The sequence below is a fragment of the Pelagibacterium lentulum genome, from assembly GCF_003992625.1.
Classification (GTDB): domain Bacteria; phylum Pseudomonadota; class Alphaproteobacteria; order Rhizobiales; family Devosiaceae; genus Pelagibacterium; species Pelagibacterium lentulum.
Genome location: NZ_RZMW01000015.1, coordinates 1 through 20,689, shown reverse-complemented (window position 1 = coordinate 20,689; position 20,689 = coordinate 1). Strand labels below are relative to the sequence as shown.

At 55.0% G+C, this 20,689-nt stretch carries 20 protein-coding genes; 9 read left to right on the top strand and 11 right to left on the bottom strand.

The genetic code is table 11. From position 1 onward, the window contains the following. Positions 1-2: 2 nt before the first annotated feature. Positions 3-1,034 carry a LacI family DNA-binding transcriptional regulator gene (locus tag EO133_RS04735; protein WP_127071520.1) on the bottom strand — a complete coding sequence of 344 codons (1,032 nt, stop codon included), beginning with the start codon at positions 1,032-1,034 and terminating at the stop codon, positions 3-5. A 294-nt stretch (positions 1,035-1,328) separates the two neighbouring features. Between EO133_RS04735 and EO133_RS04730 the strand changes: the two genes are divergently transcribed. From EO133_RS04730 to EO133_RS04715, 4 genes are read left to right on the top strand one after another with little or no spacing between them, the layout of a single operon-like run. Then, a complete protein-coding gene (locus EO133_RS04730; protein ID WP_127071519.1) occupies positions 1,329-1,931 on the top strand; it encodes a dual specificity protein phosphatase family protein in 603 nt (200 codons plus the stop codon). After that, positions 1,912-3,585 carry a Na/Pi cotransporter family protein gene (locus tag EO133_RS04725; RefSeq protein ID WP_127071518.1) on the top strand — a complete coding sequence of 558 codons (1,674 nt, stop codon included), beginning with the start codon at positions 1,912-1,914 and terminating at the stop codon, positions 3,583-3,585. Before EO133_RS04730 ends, EO133_RS04725 begins: the two co-directional genes overlap by 20 nt. A 4-nt stretch (positions 3,586-3,589) precedes the next feature. Then, complete coding sequence (locus tag EO133_RS04720; protein ID WP_127071517.1) at positions 3,590-5,221, top strand: metallophosphoesterase family protein; 1,632 nt, start codon at positions 3,590-3,592, stop codon at positions 5,219-5,221. Further along, positions 5,218-5,850 carry a TetR/AcrR family transcriptional regulator gene (locus tag EO133_RS04715; protein WP_127071516.1) on the top strand — a complete coding sequence of 211 codons (633 nt, stop codon included), beginning with the start codon at positions 5,218-5,220 and terminating at the stop codon, positions 5,848-5,850. The genes EO133_RS04720 and EO133_RS04715 overlap by 4 nt, the downstream gene beginning before the upstream one ends. Positions 5,851-6,589: 739 nt before the next feature. Here the strand turns inward: EO133_RS04715 and EO133_RS04710 are convergent. Genes EO133_RS04710 through EO133_RS04685 form a run of 6 tightly spaced genes read right to left on the bottom strand, consistent with a single transcriptional unit; the run spans position 6,590 to position 11,703 of the window. After that, complete coding sequence (locus tag EO133_RS04710) at positions 6,590-7,642, bottom strand: ABC transporter ATP-binding protein (RefSeq protein ID WP_127071515.1); 1,053 nt, start codon at positions 7,640-7,642, stop codon at positions 6,590-6,592. Positions 7,643-7,671: 29 nt separating this feature from the next. Then, entirely contained in the window at positions 7,672-8,796 is a 1,125-nt protein-coding gene (locus tag EO133_RS04705; protein ID WP_127071514.1) for a mandelate racemase/muconate lactonizing enzyme family protein, read from the bottom strand. 4 nt (positions 8,797-8,800) lie between these two features. Beyond that, positions 8,801-9,133 (bottom strand): hypothetical protein, encoded by a 333-nt coding sequence (locus EO133_RS04700; protein WP_244640885.1) that lies wholly within the window; start codon positions 9,131-9,133, stop codon positions 8,801-8,803. After that, the gene (locus tag EO133_RS04695; RefSeq protein ID WP_127071513.1) at positions 9,133-10,005 is read right to left on the bottom strand and encodes a DUF6772 family protein; all 873 of its coding nucleotides are present in this window, start codon (positions 10,003-10,005) and stop codon (positions 9,133-9,135) included. Before EO133_RS04695 ends, EO133_RS04700 begins: the two co-directional genes overlap by 1 nt. Positions 10,006-10,040: 35 nt before the next feature. Beyond that, positions 10,041-10,868: a carbohydrate ABC transporter permease gene (locus tag EO133_RS04690; RefSeq protein ID WP_127071512.1), complete on the bottom strand. Its 828-nt coding sequence runs from the start codon at positions 10,866-10,868 to the stop codon at positions 10,041-10,043. Continuing rightward, the gene (locus tag EO133_RS04685; RefSeq protein WP_127071511.1) at positions 10,861-11,703 is read right to left on the bottom strand and encodes a carbohydrate ABC transporter permease; all 843 of its coding nucleotides are present in this window, start codon (positions 11,701-11,703) and stop codon (positions 10,861-10,863) included. The genes EO133_RS04690 and EO133_RS04685 overlap by 8 nt, the downstream gene beginning before the upstream one ends. A gap of 272 nt (positions 11,704-11,975) precedes the next feature. Here EO133_RS04685 and EO133_RS04680 point away from each other — a divergent pair, with 272 nt between their 5' ends. Further along, complete coding sequence (locus EO133_RS04680) at positions 11,976-13,259, top strand: ABC transporter substrate-binding protein (protein ID WP_127071510.1); 1,284 nt, start codon at positions 11,976-11,978, stop codon at positions 13,257-13,259. Here the strand turns inward: EO133_RS04680 and EO133_RS04675 are convergent. After that, the gene (locus EO133_RS04675) at positions 13,240-14,256 is read right to left on the bottom strand and encodes a succinylglutamate desuccinylase/aspartoacylase family protein (protein ID WP_127071509.1); all 1,017 of its coding nucleotides are present in this window, start codon (positions 14,254-14,256) and stop codon (positions 13,240-13,242) included. The two genes, EO133_RS04680 and EO133_RS04675, sit on opposite strands and share 20 nt — an antisense overlap. A 12-nt stretch (positions 14,257-14,268) precedes the next feature. Then, positions 14,269-15,285, bottom strand: a complete 1,017-nt coding sequence (locus EO133_RS04670; protein ID WP_127071508.1) for a pyridoxal-phosphate dependent enzyme — start codon at positions 15,283-15,285, stop codon at positions 14,269-14,271. A 172-nt stretch (positions 15,286-15,457) separates the two neighbouring features. Here EO133_RS04670 and EO133_RS04665 point away from each other — a divergent pair, with 172 nt between their 5' ends. Genes EO133_RS04665 through EO133_RS04655 form a run of 3 tightly spaced genes read left to right on the top strand, consistent with a single transcriptional unit; the run spans position 15,458 to position 18,404 of the window. Beyond that, entirely contained in the window at positions 15,458-15,952 is a 495-nt protein-coding gene (locus EO133_RS04665; RefSeq protein ID WP_244640884.1) for a RidA family protein, read from the top strand. A gap of 5 nt (positions 15,953-15,957) precedes the next feature. Then, positions 15,958-16,908 carry an SIS domain-containing protein gene (locus EO133_RS04660; protein WP_127071507.1) on the top strand — a complete coding sequence of 317 codons (951 nt, stop codon included), beginning with the start codon at positions 15,958-15,960 and terminating at the stop codon, positions 16,906-16,908. Next, a complete protein-coding gene (locus EO133_RS04655; RefSeq protein ID WP_127071506.1) occupies positions 16,905-18,404 on the top strand; it encodes a M81 family metallopeptidase in 1,500 nt (499 codons plus the stop codon). The genes EO133_RS04660 and EO133_RS04655 overlap by 4 nt, the downstream gene beginning before the upstream one ends. A 206-nt stretch (positions 18,405-18,610) precedes the next feature. Here EO133_RS04655 and EO133_RS04650 read toward each other — a convergent pair whose 3' ends face one another. Both EO133_RS04650 and EO133_RS20805 read right to left on the bottom strand, forming a co-directional pair. After that, positions 18,611-19,048, bottom strand: coding sequence for a hypothetical protein (locus EO133_RS04650; RefSeq protein WP_127071505.1), 438 nt, complete (start codon positions 19,046-19,048; stop codon positions 18,611-18,613). 130 nt (positions 19,049-19,178) lie between these two features. After that, a complete protein-coding gene (locus EO133_RS20805) occupies positions 19,179-19,415 on the bottom strand; it encodes a helix-turn-helix domain-containing protein (protein ID WP_127071552.1) in 237 nt (78 codons plus the stop codon). A 119-nt stretch (positions 19,416-19,534) separates the two neighbouring features. Here EO133_RS20805 and EO133_RS04640 point away from each other — a divergent pair. Next, positions 19,535-20,634 (top strand): IS3 family transposase gene (locus tag EO133_RS04640; protein ID WP_371870951.1). Its coding sequence is split into 2 segments (ribosomal slippage): positions 19,535-19,796 and positions 19,796-20,634, totalling 1,101 coding nucleotides; the frame shifts between segments, so codons are not numbered across the junction. The last annotated feature ends 55 nt before the right edge of the window (positions 20,635-20,689 follow it).

Genomic DNA, 20,689 nt, shown 5'->3' with positions numbered 1-20,689 from the left:
CTCTAGCGGGGCCGTACCGATTTTCGCCATACGGGCTGAACCTGGAACCGTTTTGGCTCCTGGACACTATCGGTTGGGTGGTGGTGATCAATCAGGGTCACCACATGATCCGCGATCTGTTCGATCGGTTGTCGGAATGTCGTCAATTCATATGATGACCAACCGGCCTGTTCGATATCGTCAAAGCCTACGACACACAGCTCATCGGGCACGGACAGGCCAAATTCGTTTCGAGCCGCATCCAGAAATCCGCATGCTAACAAGTCGGTCAGACAAAAAACACCGTCGGGTTGTTCCGCATGGCTCAAGACAAGGCGTGCCGCCTCCACACCCGACGCGTAGGCCGTCGGTCCAAGTCGCGTCACACTGACTGCGACGCCGGCGTCTTCCGCTGCGGCAACAAACGCTTGTTCGCGAGCGTTCAGCGAAGCGGATCCAACTGCTGATCCAATAACAACCAGCTTCTTGCAGCCTGCTCGATGGAGCATGTCAAACGCTTGGGACGCAGCCGTTCTGTTCGTCACAACGATCGTTTCCGGGCCGGGAACAGGATCGTCGCGATTGACAAGGATTACGTGCTGGCCGTTGGCGAGACAGGTCTCAATCAGGGACGCATTCGGCTGACCGGAAAGTACAATCGTGGCATCTGCACGATAGTGCAGTGTCTGGCGAAGTGCCGTTTCCACGTCTGCATTCTCGCCTGCTGAATTGATGACCATTGCCACCTTGTTGGCGGCCTGCAATCGACGCGTGAGAACCTCAATCATCTTGGCCTGATACGGCGTGTTAAGATCGGCAACCACGAGCGAAACGATATTGCTGCGGTCTTGAATCAGCCCGCGCGCAAGATGATTGACCGTATAGCCAAGCTCTTCGGCCGCCTGCAAAACCCGTTGTCGCGTACCGGGAGAGACGCTCGCCCCATTGGTAAATGTGCGCGACACCGCTGAGCGTGATACCCCGGCGCGCGCGGCAACTTGCTGAGCGCTGACAAATGACTTTTTCTGACCGGTGACCAGCTTATCTTGCTTCATCTCGTCCCGTTTCCGATTCAGTCCAGGAATTGCACAGCTGTGCTATTACAATTCGCCCCCAAATGAACTTTACATGTCACTTCATAGCTAGAACGGGCTTGATAATCAATTGCAAGAGTTTGGCCGACAGGCTGATGGCCTATTGGGCGTCTTGCATGAGCAGCCAAGCCACCTCCTATTGACCGGATTGCACAGCTGTGCAACTATTTTGATATTCTCGGAACGGTTGTCCGCTATCGCGGGATCTCCATCTGCTCGAAATAAGAAATGCACGCATAGTTGAAGGAATACCGCATGGCGCAGATTGCTCCTCATTACGCTCGCCCCGATATCAGCCTGATTGCCGAAGGGATTGGTGAGGATAAAGTCTCCCTTTACATCGGCGGGTCCGACGGTGCGCGTGATTTGGACCTGCTTAGGCAAAACGGAATAACGACAGTCATCAACTGCGCGGTCAATCTTGACTTCAACTACGTGCTTGAGCCTGCGCTGGCGGCTGAGCCAGGCAAAGTCGCCACAGGGCACGGCGCGCTGCGCGCATATAAGATTGGACTGATCGATGGCGATGGCAATCCCGCCCGGATGATGCTGGCCGGCTATTACATACTCGATGGTGCGCTCAAGCAGAGAATGCCCGAACGGGAGAGCTACCCTCATCGTGAGCGCGGCAATATTCTTGTTCACTGCAGGGGTGGCCGCAGTCGATCGGTTGCATTGGTTTCGCTCTACCTCGCCAAGAATCATGCCGATCGCTTTCCCAGCCTTGACGATGCGATTGCTCATGTGCGGGAGCGGCGCGAATTGCGGCGCGACGAATGGTTCGAAACCCCCAAGCCGATGTTGATCGAGGCCGCGCGACAAGCAGCGCAGGCCATCGATGTGCTTGAGGAGCAGTGAAATCGGCTCGACCTACATCCTTATCAATCTGCTCGGCGCAGGTGCGCTACTGCTATGGGGCTTGCGGCTGATAAAGACCGGCATGTTGCGGGCCTATGGCACCGAGCTGCGACATTGGATTGGTAAAAGTACGCAAAATCGCGTCTTGGCGGCAGCTGTCGGATTGGTTGCCACTGTAGCTGTTCAGTCCAGCACCGCCACTGCAGTCATCATCGCGTCATTTGCCGCGCGAGATCTGATATCGGGTGTTATGGCTCAAGCTGTCATGCTTGGCGCCAATATTGGGACCAGCCTTGCTGCTGTGGTCCTGTCCCTTGATCTGAATTGGCTTTCGCCGGTCCTGATTGTGCTGGGCGTCGCGGTGTTCAATCGCAGCCGGTATTCCAAAGGCAAGGGATTGGGGCGTGCAATCCTGGGCCTGGGGCTGATGTTGCTCGCCCTCACCCTTCTAAGTGAGGCGACGGTGCCCATCAGGACATCAGAGGCCGTTATCTACTTATTGGCAAATCTTGGCGATGCCCCGATTTTTGCGCTCCTTTTTTCTTCGGCACTTGCTTTTCTAGCGTCCTCCAGCCTTGCCGTTGTTCTGTTTGTTGTTCTACTGGGACAATCGGAGATCATATCTCCGGCTTTGGCATTGGTACTCATCGCGGGTGCTAATCTTGGAGGCGCAATCCCACCATATCTTGCAGTCGTCAATGAAGGGATTGCGGCGCGTCGACTTGCCTTTTCAAATTTGGCAATAAGGTGCGCCGGCGCCATTGTACTGACAGTGTCTGCCGGTTGGTTGGCTCAGCCCATGATTGCGATCTGGCCGGACATCGGCACTCTGGCTCTGGTTACCCATATTGGTTTCTCAAGCGTCCTTTTATTGGTTTTTCTCCCAATACTCGGCCCTATTGCCCGGCTTTTCGAAAAACTTATTCCGGACCAAGCGGAGCCAAAATCGGCGCCACGCTATCTCGATGCCACAGCGCTAGTAACGCCGACACTTGCTCTATCATCGGCCGCACGAGAAACATTGCGGCTCGGCGACATGGTCAGTGACATGCTCGAAACCAGCATGTTAGCGATCAAATCGCCCGATCCCGCACTCCTTTCTCGGCTCAGTGCAATTGAAAATGACATTGATCGCGTCCATGCCGAGATCAAGACCTACCTTTCAAAACTGGGAAGTCTGGGATTGGACGAGACTGATGCCCGTCGCGCAACCGAAATAATGTCCTATGCGGTCAACCTCGAACATATTGGGGATATTATCGACAGCGGACTGGCCGAGCTTGCGGCTAAAAAGTCCAAGCGCAACCTTGCCTTTTCTGCCGAAGGCCTGAGGGAAATCGTCGTCTTTTATGATCGCACGCTTGAGATACTGCAAATTGCTCAGTCCGTTTTCCTGTCTCGCGATCCTGAGCTTGCGCGCCAATTGGTGGGTTGCAAATCCGATGTGAGGCGTCTGGAGACCGAATCTTCCGAACGCCACCTTGAGCGTTTGAGGGCTCAGCGGACCGAAACGGTCGAAACCTCTGGATTACATCTTGATATCTTGCGTGACCTCAAGCGGGTCAATGCGCATCTGATTTCGGTCGCCTATCCGATTTTGAGCGACATTGGCGCTCTGCGTGACACCCGTCTCAGGCCCAAACCAGAAAATTGAAGCCATGCATAAAATCGCAATGATTGCGGACCCCCATTATCACGAAATTTTCCCCGGGTATGACTTCGCCGGCGTCACTTTTGATGGCAAGCTAGGCGCTTGCATCCGCACCCGCGCGGACAGTTCAGCATCGACCCGGATCTTCAACGAAAGCTATTTTGCTTTTCGTGCTGCACTGGATGCGTGTGCAGATCAGGACATCCGACTTGTGGCGATCGTTGGGGATCTGACCGACGACGGCCAAATAGCGTCCATGAACGCCGCTTTGGGCTTGCTCGACCAATACGAACGAGAGCACGGTATGCGGTTCTTTCTCACGCCCGGAAATCACGACATCTACGGCATGAGCGGACGTCATCATGCCAAACGCTTTTACGAAAGGCATGGTGGAACGGCCCTTGTTTCTAGCACATCGGCCCGCTGCGACACCAATGTCACGGTTGATGCCGCAATGTTCTGTCGATCTTATCCAGACACAGCTCCGCTTTGGGCGCCATATGGCATTAAGCGCCGAAACGAAGACATTCATTGGGAATCTCCATTTGGAGACGATGACGCCTTCGAGGCTCGACTGTATGACATATGGTCCCCCGACCGGTCTGTTTGTCATCGCCAGCTCGATTTGTCGTTTCTGGTGGAGCCCGAACCAGATTTATGGCTTGTCTCGATCGATGCCAATGTTTTTGAACCGCGTAACGGCCGCCGAGATAACACGCAAGAGGATGCGTTTGAGGATAGCACGGATGCCGGCTGGAATGGCTTGGTCCACCACAAGCCATTCATATTAGACTGGTTGGCCGATGTGTCTCGACGGGCGAAAGACCAAGGCAAGACTCTGGTATGTTTTTCTCACTATCCAGTGCTCGATACATACGATGGCACCCTCGAACTTGAGGCCCAGTTTGTTTTGCGGTCCCAGGCAGTCCGTCGAACACCTCATCCGGAAACTGCAAGGAAAGTGGCAAGTACAGGCATCGGATTACATTTTTCAGGTCACTTGCATGTTAGCGATGAGAATACGCTTGTTTGCGGTACGGAGAGGCTGACCAATGTGGCAATGCCGTCGCCCGTCGCGTTTCCACCAGCGTTTGGAATTCTAGAAATCAGTTCGGAAGATTGGTCCGTTCGGCATCAACTTTTGGATTTTGAACGATTTGACGCGTTCTTTCCCTTGTACGATCAGGAGAGTGGCGGATGCGATTGGACACAATCGAAAACCTATAAGGAGTTTCTCTATCGCCACGTGAGGGAACTGGTTCTCTATCGTTACTTGCCAACCGAATGGCACGGCGACATCGCGGCGCTGATGAGCTCAGTTTCGGTTGAAGATCTTTTCGAAATTGCCGCCATCGATACTCCGATATCTCCACAAGCCTATGTGCGGAAATCTGTTGATGCCAACCCGATTTCGGGTATCGACCTGGTGACGGACTGGTACGCTGCGCGCAAGGCGAGCGCGCTTGTCAGGCATTTTGTCTCCACAGAGCGACTGGCAACGTATCAAAAGCTGATCAGACTTTATGGCGCACGCTCTTGGGAGGACAAAGACTGTCTTCAACACAGACTCAAAATATTTTTTGCGATGATGGGACGCTATCTCGGTGGCGGCATTTCTTGCCATGAGGCAACCGAGTGACCAAGGGTCGCGCGCGCCAATTCGATTATGAGACTGCCCTTGAGCGTGCGGAGGCGATTTTTAGAGAAAAGGGCTACGGCGGTGCTGCAGTAACAGAATTGATGGCCGTGATGGGTATTGGCGCCGGCAGCTTTTATGGAGCATTTGGCTCGAAACTGGACCTATGTGATGAGGTAATGCGCCGCTATGCCAAGCGCGGCCTCAAGATCGTTCGCCAAGCCCTCGCGCATGACAGTCCCGAGCGCGCCTTGTCACAGCTTGTACAAGATATGAACACGCTTTTTTATGCCCCCGCCAAGAGACCAGGATGCCTTTTCATGCTTTTGGGGGGATGCCAAGAGCCCGTCGTCTTGACGCAATGGCGTACTTACCGGACGGACATTCGATCTGAAATCGAGCGCTATCTCTTCCGCGTCGGACTGCCTTTAAAGACAAGGGCAAAACTTTCATCTCAAGTCATGTCGATCATCGATGTTCTGGCAGTAGAGGCGATGACCGGGCTTGAGCCAGGCGGCCGTATTCCTTTTGTAGAACACGCATTGGATGCGTGGCAGGCCGAATGCAATAAACGCCATCGTCCGCAAGCTTGCAAAGGCAGTCTGTACGCTTGCGCGGGGCCACAAATCTAGCGTGTTCCTCGTCAGCACCCATGGCCAAGATTTGAGTTTGTGATGCCAGTGCCGTTATCGCAGAACCTCAACGTTTCCAGCACCCTTCAGGCGCCAAATCCTACACATGTCACATACCGCCGTGCAGGATGCCCCAAAGATATCGCGCGCTATCGGTATTTCCGATCAAGCGCAATTTACGCTTGCGGCCGATTGGTCGTCGTCCTGAACTGGCGGGGTTGCACCGCTGGTTTAGCGCAGTGCGTCATCCACGTTGAAGGCTCTTCCCTCGAAGCTCCATCATGCGGCGGCCTATGCCGACCGCGAAGACAACCATGCATCCGGCAGCGGCGTTTCTGCTCGATAAAGCCTTGACGACGAGGTAGCGATTAGACAATCCCATCAGTTCAGTTCAGTTCAGTTCAGTTCAGTTCAGTTCAGTTCGAGATAAGTGTTAGCAAGTTCTAGATAAGTGTTACTCGACTGGAAAATCGGCACCTTGCGACGACTGCTTTCCCGCTGTGGTAGAATTCCCGTGACGTTGCCCCGCAGACTCTTGTTCTGGTCCATCACCAACTGGCCCACATCGCTTGAGCACTCAAAAGCCTACAAATTCAGGGGGGTGAAGGCCATGTCGAAAGGCACCAAAATCGTCGACTAATAACGAGAGGGCCTATTCGCAAGCCAAAGCGATAATCAACGCCCCAGCCTTGACTATTCGTAACTCGGCCTCTCAAAACGGGAAGGCTTGGGATGGGCTTCAGAGCCTGTTTCCAGTTGCCGGGTCGAACGCATGAACCCTTGTCCAGTCAGGTGTGAGAAATATTTCGTCGCCGGGTCTTACGTCTGCGCGGTCCCTTATCAAAACCGTCACGGGATGGCTTTCTATTCGGGCGGATAGGATGGTCTCTGCGCCGGTCGGCTCGACGACCTCTATTGTTGCTGGGATGCCTTCATCTGCCAGCGCGAAATGTTCGGGACGAATTCCGATGGTGACGGGTTTATTGGTCGGCAAGTGATGCAGCTCTGGGACGCTGTGCCAGAGATCGTCAACGACCGAAACGCCTTGTGAAGAGCTGCGGGCTGGCAAAATGTTCATGGCAGGGCTACCGATGAATTGGGCAACAAAGAGGTTCGCCGGATTGTCATAAAGCTCAAGTGGCGTACCGACTTGTTCTATGTGTCCGTCTTTCATTACGACAATCTTGTCCGCCATTGTCATGGCTTCGATCTGGTCGTGGGTCACATAGACGGTCGTGGCCCGCAGGCGTTGATGCAGCGCCTTGATTTCGGTTCGCATCTGTACCCTGAGCTTAGCATCAAGATTGGACAGGGGCTCATCGAATAGGAAGACCTTGGGGTCGCGAACAATTGCGCGTCCCATTGCAACGCGCTGACGCTGCCCACCGGATAGCTGTCGTGGCAGACGGTCGAGCAGCTCTGTCAGTCCGAGTGTCTCGGCAGCCTTGGTCACGGCTGCTTCGATTTCGGCTTTGCGGGCTTTCCGCAGCAAAAGCGAGAATGCCATGTTGTCGCGAACCGTCATGTGAGGATAGAGCGCATAGCTCTGAAACACCATGGCAATATCGCGCTCCTTGGCGGGCACGTTGTTGACCATCTTGCCATCAATGGCGACTGTTCCGCCCGATATCTCCTCAAGGCCGGCAATCATTCTCAGAAGGGTTGATTTCCCGCAGCCCGATGGACCGATGAGAATGACAAATTCGCCATCGGCTATCGGCACGGAAATCCCCTTTATGACCTCGAGTTCGCCGAATTTCTTTGTGACATTTTCTATCGATACGGACGCCATGATCTACTCCCTGAACTCGCAAACTCGCATCAATCGATGCAGTGAGCCTCTAGAACGGCTCGGTCGATTTCAACGCCGAGACCAGGACCTTGCGGTACTGCCAGCTTGCCCTCGACAAGTTGGGCGATCGCACCAAGCAAGGGGGTGCACAGCCGTTCGCGCAAGACATTGTCAAAGACCATGCATTCAAAACTGCGGAAACTTTCGGCCGCCGCCGCCAGATGCAGGCTCGCTGCCACGCATATCGCGCCGGACCAGCCGACATGAGGGGCGTAGGCTACGTTGTGGGCCGCTGCCAGTTCGCAAATTCGCCAAGTCTCTGTGATGCCGCCCGAACGGGTGACATCTGGCTGGATCATTCCGATGGAGCGGTCACGCAACGAGACAAGGGCATCGGCGGAAACGAAATCGCTTTCGCCCGCAGCGAGGCGAATGGGCAGGTGATGTGCCAGTCGGCGATAGCCCTCGCGATCCTGGGGTACGATCGGTTCTTCAAAAAAGTCGTACCCGAGATCGACAAGAACGCGACCCAGTTTCAGGGCATCATCGACGTCATAGGCCCAGTTTGCATCGACACCCAGGGCGGCATCGGGAGCGCATTCGCGCACGAAGCGGGCGCGCGCGATGGCTTTGTCGACGGGGTTTCCAAGCTTGACCTTTATGGTCGAAAACCCGGCTGCGACCACGGCGGCGACTTCTTTCTCGACAGTGGCGTCATCAGTCCAATTGATCGAGGACGCGTATGCATCCACGTGCTGACGTCCCATGCCGCCAAGTAGACGATAGACGGGCTGGCCGACATGTTTGCCCTTGATGTCCCAAAGAGCAATATCAATCGCTGCAATCGCTTCAATCAGCTGGCCGCCGGGCCTTCCTGTCAATGTCGAGCGCATGGTGCGCCAAAGGCGCCGTATGTCGCGCGCATCCTCACCAATCAACAGGGGCCCGAGAACCTCTTCGATCATTGTTGCATAGGCCCTGGCGCCACGGCGCGCCAGTCCTTCACCGATTCCGACAATGCCGCAATGGGTTTCAATCTCGACCACAACAAGTTCCAGTCTGTTCCAGACGGCCTGGGATGTTTCTTGTGCGGTCGGCAGGGCAACGCGCAAAGGGTACGCTTTGACGCGGGCGATAGTAGGAGCAGAAGACATGCGATCAGGACTTTAAATGGAGCGTGACAAGGACGACAATCGAGCTCCCGGCGGGTTGTTCTCCCACAATGCGCAGCCAGGTTCCGAAATGATTGATGCGTGCAAAGGTTACCTCATCCGCGTTGGCCGGCAGGGCAAAACTGGTGCCCTCGCGCACCCAATTGAGGCCGTCGGGAGAAACTTCAACATAGGCGCGCCCGGGATTGCCGACCGGCTCCTTGAGGGCTCGGACAAAGGCAATAGCTTCTCTGGCCCAGCCGCCCTCATATGGTTCGGTTGTGCTGGTGCCTTCCCAGACCACATTGCGCGCGACGATTGCGCTCGTGCTCATGCGCATCAGAAATCTCCTGATAGACAAACGGAGTCGAGATAAAGCAGTGCGCGCTTGTCGGCATCCGCTTCGGCGAAAAACGCCAGGTTGAGCATGCACCAGAGGTTCTTCATGGCTGGCAGCCGGATCGAATCGAATCCCGAGACGTCGAACTCACGATCGTTGCAGCGGAACCCCGTGCACTGCATGGAGGCGAGATCGAAATCGAAGCGGATATAGTGCCAGTTTACCTTTGTTGGAATTTCATTATAGCACAGCTTTTGGTCGCCACCGGCCAGATCTTCCCAGCCGTCGGGGCTGAGGTGGTAGTGGGAGATCGTCTTGTTCTCGGTACCGATCGGTACAATCGGTACCGATTGCCGCTTGAACTGCCATTTCTGGATATGCTTGCCATCCGCCGCGTTAAGGAAACGCATATGGGGCATGACCCGATGTCCACTGCCTGCCATTTGGTCTCCGACCTGAAGGTCAAAAAGAAAGCCGATTGAGCGCACATCGGTTTCGGAAAGCTTCAGAGCGGATGCCTCGGGCTTGAAGGTTAGGTAGGCTTCCATGCGAATGGGGCCGGCCTTTCTGAAGGTCAACCGCTTGATCGCAACATTCTGCGCGCCGATTCTGGGTCGAGTTGCAATCTTGAGAGCGTAGTCACCGTCGACGCCGCCGTGCGACCCAGCATCCCAATGGGGCAGGGTGGACAGCATGGGAGAAGAATGCTGCGCATAACCGGGCAGCATGGCATCGAGACTGTCTTCATAGTTCCCGACAAGTTGTGTCCAACCGCAGAACCCCCGGTCAAAATCGTCCATCGCGATAATTCTGGGCAGTGGATCAAAACGGCTCAGTGTCTGGGCGTAGTTTACATGTGCGGCTGCGAACATCGTGCTGCCTCCTTATGGTTTGTAAGGTAGGGCGCTCAACCCTTTGTGGCTCCGGCAGTCAAGCCAGCGACAAGGTGTTTTTGTGCCAGGACTACAAAGATGAGTACGGGCAGTAGCTGCAGCGTAGAAGCTGCGAACAACACCCCCCATTCCACGCCCTCTACTGCCCCGAACATCTCGGAGAGAACGAGCGGGGCGGTTTTTGCTCGGGTGGTTGTGAAGATGAAGGCGAACAAAAATTCGTTCCATGCAAATACGATGACAAAGACCGAAACGGCAATCATGCCTTGCGCCGAGAGTGGCAGAATGATCCTGCGCAGAATTTGCCAATGGCTTGCACCATCGATATGGGCCGCCTCGTCGAGCTCCTTGGGTATCTGATCGATGAAAGTGCGCATGATAAGCGTTCCCAGCGAAACAAAGAACGTCGCATAAAGCACGATCATCAGGATGTGAGTGTCGTTGATGCGCAAGATGTTCACGACAGGGAACAGTGGCAGTGTGATGACGATTGGCGGGATCAATCGGATGAAGATAAGAAAAAAGGCGCTGCTTGACATAACGGTGTGGCGATAGCGCGAATAGGCATAGCCGGCCATTGCGCTGGTGACGACCGCCAGAATGGTTGCCCCCGTCGTGATGATCAGACTGTTGACCAATCCCGCAAAGAAGTCGCCCCATCGAGTCCACAGCGCCACATAGTGGTCGAACGTAGGTTCGAACAAGAGACGTGGAGGCGCCGCAAAAATGTCACGGTCGGGTTTAAAGGACGATATGAGTATCAGTACTATAGGAGCTAACGACCAGCCAAGCACGGCGAAGATCGCGAACCCCTTGAGGCCTTTTCCAAGGATCTTAGGCATTGGTTGCAAACATCTCCTTGTAGAGCTTGCGCAGATACCACAAAGCGAGCACCAGTGAGGCGATGACCAGGAGCCAACCTGTTGCTGCCGCGGTGCCGAACGCGTTGTACCGAAACGCCTCGCGATAAAGATATACGGCCAAAACCTCAGTCTGCCGGGCCGGCCCCCCCCCGGTCAGAAGCCAGACTTCCGAAAATAGCCTGAACGCAAAAATGTAACGGAAAAGCATTGCGATAAGCATGGCTGGGAGGAGCAAGGGCAGCGTCACTTTTCGGAATTGTTGCCATGGACTAGCACCATCGACCTCTGCAGCCTCGTAAAGATCTTTGGGGATGGCAAGGCGCGCGGCGTAAAGAATGACAAAAGTGAAGGGGAGATTGAGCCAGATAGAAAGGATCGCTACAAGCATGAGGCCATGAACGGGATTGATCGCCCATTCGAGGGTAGGTAACCCAAAAAAATTAAGAACTTGGGTAGCATAACCAATATCGAGATCGAACATATAGCGCCACATCACTACCGCGCTGATTTCGCTCACGGCATATGGCGCCAACACCGCTGCGAGCATTATCGGGCGTGCGGGTATGCCGCTTGCGAACAAAAGGGCGACGCCTAGACCGAGCAACAATTCAGCGTGAACAACTACAAGCACAATGATCATTGTGTTGCGCAATGCACGCCAGAAATAGGGATCGGAGAGCACCCGCACATAGTTGTCAAAACCCACGAAGACGGGCGCCTGGCCAAAGGAAGAAACGGTCAGGCTTAGCCAGAACACATAAAGCACGGGCAGCAGAATCATCGTCCCGATCATTGTCTGGACTGGCGCGATCATGATGAATGCTGGCAACAGCTTGGAACGCTTAGGGGGGCTGTCTGAAGATGACGGGTTCACGCGTGAATGTCTCTCTGGCTCGAGTTGGTCGGGCACCCTGAGGGATAAGGTGGGTTCGGCTGTCGCTTCGGATGTAGTAAAATTAAAAAATGATCTCTGTCAATGCGCATTATGGCTTGATCAATGTAGTTTTTTGAAACTATGTTGGGCGCTGTATTAAGGGAGCGGGGTTTCCCGGTAATCCGGATTTCGCCCAACACAGGAGGTCTCACATGCTAATTAACCGTCGACATTTCATTTCTGCCGGTGCTGCAGCAGCAGCTTTTCCATTGATAAGTAACGTCTCATTTGCGCAGTCGGGCGAAATCGGCGTCTTTGCGCATAGGGTACTTGAGAACGTGTCCAATGCATCCGCCGGTGGCGATGCGACGCGCTTTTTCCGCGAAGCCACGGGAGCAGGGGTAAATTGGGTTACTTTTGAAACCGGACCGCTTCATGACCGCGTCTTCCGCGAGGCATCGCTGGGTGAGTCCTCGGTAGACGTTGCGTTCCTTCTCAACACCTATCTCACGCCTCGCGTCTCGACTCTTTTTGAGCCGCTCGATGACTTCATGGCGAATGACCCAATCGAGGACATGGAAGACATTTTTCCCGGCTTACGCGAAGCTGTGCAGATGGACGGCGCTCACTATGCCGTCCCTTACCGCCATGCCTCCACCGGCTTGCACTACAATGAGGAAATCTTTGCCGAGCGCGGTCTGACCCAGCCGCCGCACACCATTGAAGAATTCATTGAGTATGCCAAGCAGTGCACCTATACGCGCGAGGACGGTACGCCTGTCGTGGGTTTCATCCTGCCCGGCGTGGCATACCCTGAAGTCATTGCTTTTGCCCGCGCTTGGGATGCTGATTTCATCACGTCCGATTTCGAGGTCGTTGCCAATTCGCCTGCGATGGTGCGGGCGCTGACCGCAATTCGCGAACTCTACGAGGCCGGCGCCATTCCTCGCAATTTGACAGGCATGACAGCGGAGGACGCGAATACCTGGATGCAGAATGGGCGCGCTGCTATGGCGATGAGCTCTATGAGCCGCAACAGGCTCTACAACGACCCGCAGTCGTCGCAGGTTGCTGGCAAAATTCAGACGACAATGTTCCCGGTGGCCGAAGAACTGCTGGGCGTCTATGAAGTGGCACCCACCAAGGTGGAGTTCTGGAGCATGGCCATTCCAGCAAACTCGCAGAACAAGGAACTGGCCTGGCAGTTCATAAAGCACATGTCGGGTCGTGAAGCGACCCTTTCGGCAGCCCTCAACGGCAATGGGCCTGTTAGAAACTCGACCTATGACGATCCCCGGGTGATGGAAAACCTGCCTTATTCTCAGGCCGAGCGCCAGGTGCTCCAGGTATCGCGCGTTCCCCTGCCCGCATTCGATGAAGCAGCGCGGGCCGCTGACTATTTCAAGGAAGAAGCCGAATCTGTCGTGCTTGGTCTCAAGGAGCCCCAGCAGGCGATGGACGATCTGGTCGCGCGGGTCAGGCCATTGCTAGGCTGAGGACTTCAGACTGAGAAATGTCCCGTGCCGTGTGCAGCAGGACGTCTCCCGGTGCTGTCGCTGTCGGCACCCTTCGACAAACGCACAGACCTGTCGTCCCGCTCACGAGCGGGACGGGCGCTGCTCCGGCCTCTTCCAGACGCCACATGTGGCCAAGGTATTGCCCTTCCGTCACCGTGTCTCCAAGCCCAACTAGGGGTTCATAATATCCGTTTGAGTAGGCCCGCACGAAATGGTGGGGCTCAACGGCCATGACCCGGGTTCGCTCTGGTTGCAGATCGACTTTTTTCGATACCATGTTCAGGCTGGCGAGCACACGCCAAAGGCCGCGCCACCCGGTCTCTACCGTTTGAGGCGTCACGCCACCACCGCCGCCGAGCTCGGTTGCAATGGCAGAGACACCCAACTCGAGTGCGGTCGATACCAGGGTTCCGCTGTTTTCCGGTCGGCCTAGTAAAAGCGAGAGTGGAGCGTCGAAAGCCAGCATAAGGTCCAGGACGGACGCGGCCAACTCCGTGCTTTGGGGCAGTCGTGCAAGCGTTGCTGGGATGTATTCGAGCGTCGACCCACCGCTATGAAAATCCAGAAGAAAACTTGCCGATGGCAGAATCAGGCGCGTGATTGCCTCGACTATCTGTTCGGTTGGCGATCCATTGACCCGCCCCGGGAAACAGCGCGCCATATTGACACCGTCGACCGGTGAGGTCCTTCGTCCCGCTGCCGAGGCCGGCGGATTACAGACTGGTATGATGATGATGCGGCCCCGGATGTCAGCCGGCTTGATCTCTCGGGCCAGCCGCGCGAGGATAAACTGTCCCTCATATTCATCGCCATGCACCCCTCCTGTTACTACGAACGTGGGGCCGGGCGCGCCTGAAATCGCCGTGATCGGTACCACGATCTGGCCGTAAGCTGAACGGTCCGAGGAATATGGAACAAGCAGAGAACCGTGTTGTTTGCCCGGAGTGTCGAGATCGATCGTTAGTTGTGCAGCCATTCTCGAGCTCTCCTAAGCAAACCGGTTCGCGTGGGTAAATACGTTCGGCGTACCACCCGAGTGAAGGAAAACAACATCAGGATGATCGCCGTAGTGTCCGGCCTCCAAGGCGCTCCGCAATCCGGCAAGACCCTTGCCAGTATATATGGGGTCGAGGATAAGACCTTGCGTTGCACCCGCAAGCCGGACCGCGTCAATAGACTCTCGAGAGGCAATGCCGTAGCCAGGATCGATGGCGCTGTCGATGATATCGAAGTCGTTCGCATCTACCCTTGCTGACAAGCCAAGATCCCGGGCGCATTGATCCGCCGACTTTATAATCCATTGGGTGAGGCGTGCGGCTGGTTGCTGGGCGCTGATCCCGACCATCCGCGTCGGGCAGTTGAGCAGCTTGAAGCCTAACACGAGCCCAGCAAGGGTAAGGCCGGAGCCGCAGACTGCAACCATTATCGTTGGTGTCGATCCCATCCGGGCGAAATCGTCTACCAGTTCGCGTGCTCCGGAAACCCAGCCGGCAACGCCCAGAGACGCGCTAGAGCCTGTCAATTGGATGATGGCCGGCTTCTGCCCCTGATCGCGATATTGGGTGGCGATATCGTCAAGTTCAGCCAGTATCCTGGGATCCCACGGATCGGCGTGATCAGTGAACGTAACCCTGGCGCCCAGGATGTCGTCGAGCAGCAGATTTCCAGTCTTCTGGGTTCCCATTTTTGATCTCAGATGCAGGTGGCAGGCAATGCCCAATCGAGCGGCGGCTCCTGCCAGAGAGCGACAGAAATTGGACTGGCTTCCTGCTGTTGAAATCAGGATATCAGCACCGGAGCCAATGGCATCTGCGGCAATGAAATCGATCTGGCGAAGCTTGTTACCGCCGAGCGCGTAACCAGAAAGATCCTCGCGCTTGATCCAGAGCGTTCCCGCACCGACTGCCTCGGCAAGTCGGGGTGCATGTTCAAACGGTGTGGGCAGGGTCGCAAGCCCCAGCCGTTGCAAACCCGTAAAGTCGTCGACTCTGATGTTGTGTTCCACTTTTGCCCCTCAAAATTCTTTCTGCCCGCTTGTCGCACCGATGACGACAGGTTATGTAGATAAATTACGTACTGTCCGTCGTCAATGCAAACAACATCAACGTCGAGCGTCAAGAAAACGTCGATGATATGCCGCTGATGTTTGAGTGTGCGCCATCGAGAAGGAGTGAACTTTGCAAAATATATCCCTTGGAGTGCTTGAGGCACGCATCGCCGATCTGTCTCTGGATCTTCCGCAAGTTTCGGAATTAAAAGGAAATTACAGGTCATATGAGATTGTTGGGAACCTCATTTACATTTCTGGACAGCTCCCGATGGGCCCAGGAGGTGAGATATCGGTTGTGCACACCGGAAGGGTAGGGAGTAAAATTACAGAATCTGACGGGTATGACGCCGCCCGCCTTTGTCTATTGAATGTTTTGGCCCATGCGCGGCTTGGCCTAGGGTCTCTCGACAGAATTGTTCAGTGTGTCCGACTGGGAGGGTTCGTAAATGTTGAGCCCGACTATACAACGCCGGGCTTGGTGATGAACGGGGCTTCCGATACCATCGTCGACATCATGGGCTCGTCCGGTCGACACAGCCGCACGACACTTGGAGTGGCAAGTCTTCCTTTAGGAGCTTGCGTCGAAGTGGAAGCCATCTTTGAATTTGATCCGGAGCGCTGAGAGTTATGCACGTGGCAGAACCGGCCGGTGAAGGCAATGAGGCCCAAAGTGGCGAACGGTTTCTCGAGAGACTGTCAGCACGCAGAAACAGGCTATCACCTTCCGAGCAACGGGTAGCCGACTTTGTGCTTGCCAATCCGGGGCGTGTGATTCACATGTCGATCGGCAATCTTGCCGATACAGTTGGCGTAAGCCAACCTACAGTTTTACGTTTCGTTCGCTCGCTCGGGCTAAAACGTTATCCTGACCTAAAGCTTCTAACGGGGCAAAGCATAGTGTCGGGCACACCCTACGTTCACAGCGAAGTGGATGCCAGAGATTCCTTGGAAGCGATCGTCGGGAAAGTGATAGATTCCAGCATTCTTGCCCTCGGTGAGCTTCGCAGCTCCATAGATCAGTCGGCACTTGAGCAAGCAGTAGATGCTCTCACGCGAGCACCGAGGATTGACTGCTATGGCACGGGCTCTGCAAGCGCGCTTGCAATTGAAGCTCAGCACAAGCTCATGCGTTTCGGCATTCCAGTCGTTGCCTATGCAGACACTCACATCCAACGCCTTGCCGCTGCAACGCTCCGGAGAGGCGACGTCGCGATCTGTTTTTCACATACTGGCATGGTCGCAGATACGCTAAAAATGGCAGAGCGCGCCCAAGCTATCGGAGCAACCGTTATCGGAGTGACTAAGCCAGGTACTGCGCTCGCTTATGCTTCAGACATCTTGCTGGCCGTTGACGCCCATGAGAACACTGAGATTTACGCGCCCATGATTTCCCGTGTCGTGCACGGCGCAACAATTGATATCGTTGCAACCGCAATGGCGCTGAAATTTGGCCCTAAGCATTTCGAACGTTTGCGGGAGGCAAAGGACAGCCTGTCCGACCTGCGTATAAACCCGCCTGAAAGATCTCGGCGAGAAGGCCGCGTGGGCGAGAGACAACAAAAAGCACGGAAACGATGAAAATGTTTGTCGCCGCACTGGCGACCGAAACCAACACCTTTTCTCCAATCCGGATTGACCGGCGCGCCTTTGAGGAGGCGTTTTATGCACCGTCTGGCCAACATCCCCCGACTCCAACCCTATGCACCGCGCCTATTATCGCTGCGCGCGAAGGTGTGCAGCAATACGGTTATGAACTCATTGAAGGCACAGCGGCCTGGGCCGAACCTGCGGGTCTTGTATCTTGTGATGCCTATGAAGGGTTGCGGGATGAAATCCTCGGACAACTTGAAGCGGCAGGCCATTGCGACATCGTTCTTCTCGGATTGCATGGCGCCATGATGGCGCAAGGCTATGAGGATTGTGAAGGAGATCTGATAGCCCGTGTCCGCGCCCTGGTCGGGCCGGACTGCATCATAGGCATTGAGCTCGATCCGCACTGTCACCTTACGCCTGCAATGGTCTGTCATAGCGATGTAATCGTGACCTTCAAGGAGGTGCCACATACCGATTTTCTCGAGCGCGCCAGAGATCTCATGCACATTTGCGTCAGAGCGGCCCAAAAGCTGATCAAGCCGCATCTCACCGTTCTCGATTGCCGTACGATAAGCCCGTTTCTGACGTCGCGAGAGCCTGGCCGTTCTGTGGTTGACGCGCTGCATTTGCTCGAGCGCACCGATGGTGTGCTGTCCATATCTGTGGTCCATGGCTTCCCTGCGGCCGACATGCCTGACGTCGGTTCAAAAGTCGTTGTTGTGACTGACGCAGACCCACATCTTGGCAGGCGGCTTGCAAAGGATATTTGTGAACGGGTACGGGGTTTGGGTGCCGACAGGCTACCGGAGATGCCTGGTCCATCGAGAGCAATTGAAATGGCAATTGCCATGGATGGCGCTCCGGTCATTCTTTCTGATCGCTGGGACAACCCGGGGGGTGGCGTTGCAGGTGACAGTACTTTTCTGGCTCACGCGATGCTGGCGCAACCAGATGTTTCGGCTGCATTGGGAGCGCTATGGGACCCCGTTGCTGTGGACATCTGCACGGCAGCGGGAGTTGGATCGCGCATTGAACTCAGGGTAGGGGGAAAGGCCGCTCCCTCGTCCGGGGCTCCTTTGGACGGCACTTTCGAGGTGATTTCGACCACAAAGGATCTGCTTATTCCTTTCGAGCAGAGTATGGTCTCACTCGGAGCTGCTGTTGCTCTGCGCCTGGCCAATCTCGATATCGTTGTGGCCTCGCGGCGAACTCAGACCTATCATCCCGACGCGTTTGAGAAAATGGGCGTCACGCTTGCAGACAAGAAGATTGCTGGGGTCAAGTCTGCCAGCCACTTCTTTGCTGCTTTCGAGCCGATCGCCCATGCCATAATTTATGTGGACTGTGGCGGCCCATACCCATCCGATCCGACAAAGATCCCGTACAGTCGCCTGCGACGACCCATTCAACCCATAGACGATGTAGCCGAGCCTCAATGGATGACGTCGGAAGCAAGGTGCTGCAGTTCGTCAACCAGGTGAAGCGGGATTACGGTTTGGATGAGCAACGCCGGTCAACTTAACCTTGCCGTCCGTTGCAATCTGCCGCGGACCCAGATGAGGCCGCGGGGTCAGATCATGTCGCATCTTTCATCGATGCCCGCCGCGCAGATTTCTTCGAAGGGGCAGTCGTGTTCAAGACCCATCATGTTCACCTATGCATAGCGATCAGCCTCAGTGAAGGCTGCTCATTGAATCTTGATTTCGAACGGAACAATTCGCGCCTTAAATCCTGCAACTGCGCTTATGTAGCTTGTCACATTTCCATGTGTTCGAGCGCTGGTCTCAACAATAGGATCCAGAACTGAATGATAACATGTTAGTCTCTTCAAAATATCCGACATAGAAATTTTGGGGGCGGTCCATTCTATGTTGCCTGCAGCAAATATTATTTTGCCAACATATGGATCGGGTAGGGATTTTATACTTACATAATGCGTTATGCCTTCTTTGAGTCCGTTGTCATCAAAAAAAATTAAATGTTTTTCGTCAAACTTGGTACAATCAACCACATCATGCCCTAGAGCAAGTTTTATGGATTTATAAAAATTGACCGTACTTAATTGAACTTTGCGAATTGTTGCGATTTCAGGATCCAGAAGGTATGCAATTTGATTGTCGCTCATTAAGTTGCCCAATTAAACACTGCAAATTCTACCATGCCTATCGTTTTTTTGCATGGACTGCATTATGCACGACAAATACGCACATGCCTCCTGCTTGGATTAGTGTAGAAAAGATGAACGAGCCCTGAATTCATTCATTGAGTCGACAGTTCATATAGCGGCGCAGGGTCCGAGGCGTCACTCCGAAGCGTTTTGCAATGACGGAAAATGCCTCACCCTTGCTGACAGCTTTTGCTGCCATGCGTGCTTGATGTTCGGTTAGTGCTGGTCGGCGACCAAGATGACCTCCATTAAGGCGAGCAACTTCCATGCCAGCTTTCGTTCGCTCACTAATGAGACTTCTTTCGAACTCAGCGAGCGCAGCCATGATATGGAATATCAATCGGCCACCAGAGGAATTGGTATTGACCTGCTGCCGTGAATTTGGACCATTCTGAACTGGAATTTTCCAATTATGATCCCGTGGTCGGGAGATGGAGAATGCTCATGAAGAAGTCCAAGTTTACCGAGGCCCAAATCGCCTTCGTGCTCAAGCAGGCCGAGGATGGCACGGCGGTCGGGGAAGTCTGTCGCAAGGCAGGCATTTCGGAAGCCACGTTTTACAACTGGCGCAAGCGGTATGCGGGGCTGATGCCATCGGAGATGAAACGGCTGCGTCAGCTCGAGGAAGAGAACGGCAAGCTCAAGCGGATCGTCGCCGATCTGAGCCTGGACAAGGCCATGCTTCAGGATGTGCTGTCAAAAAAGCTCTGACGCCTGCTCGCAAGCGCTCGCTTGTCGATGAGATCAGAGCGACCTGGAAGGTCTCGATCCGAAAGACCTGTGATGCCTTGAGAGTCGACAGGTCGCTCTACCACTACAAGTCCAGGCGCGGCGAGCAGGCTGATCTGCAGCTACGGATCAAGGAGATTTGCGAGACCCGTGTCCGCTATGGCTATCGTCGGGTTCACATCCTGTTGCGCCGGGAGGGCTGGGATGTGAACCCGAAGAGAATCTACAGGCTTTACAAAGAGATGGGGCTTCAGCTGCGCAACAAGACGCCCAAGCGGCGGGTTAGGGCAAAGCTGCGTGATGACCGGATGGCTGCCACGAGCACCAATCAAGTGTGGGCCATGGACTTTGTGCATGACCAGTTGGCCACCGGCCGCAAGATCCGTATCCTGACTATCGTGGACACCTTCTCACGCTACGCACCAGCCGTGGACCCTCGGTTCAGCTACAGGGGCGAGGATGTGGTTATGACACTCGAAAAGGTCTGCAGGGAAATAGGATATCCGAGGACGATCCGGGTCGACCAAGGCTCGGAGTTCATCTCCCGCGACCTTGATCTCTGGGCGTATCAGAAGGACGTCGTGCTCGACTTCTCCCGCCCTGGAAAGCCAACCGACAACGCCTTTATCGAGTCGTTCAATGGCAAGTTCCGAGCCGAATGCCTGAACGCTCACTGGTTCATGAGCCTTGACGACGCCCGCTCGAAAATGGAGGATTGGCGTAGAGACTACAACGAAGTCCGCCCGCACAGCGCAATCGGGAACAAACCCCCGATATCGCTTATGAACGCATCAGGGGCAGCCGGCCCACCCTGATCGTTTATCCCCGGAAATTCCCAATCCGGGTGGTCCAAAGTCGGGGAGCACGTCA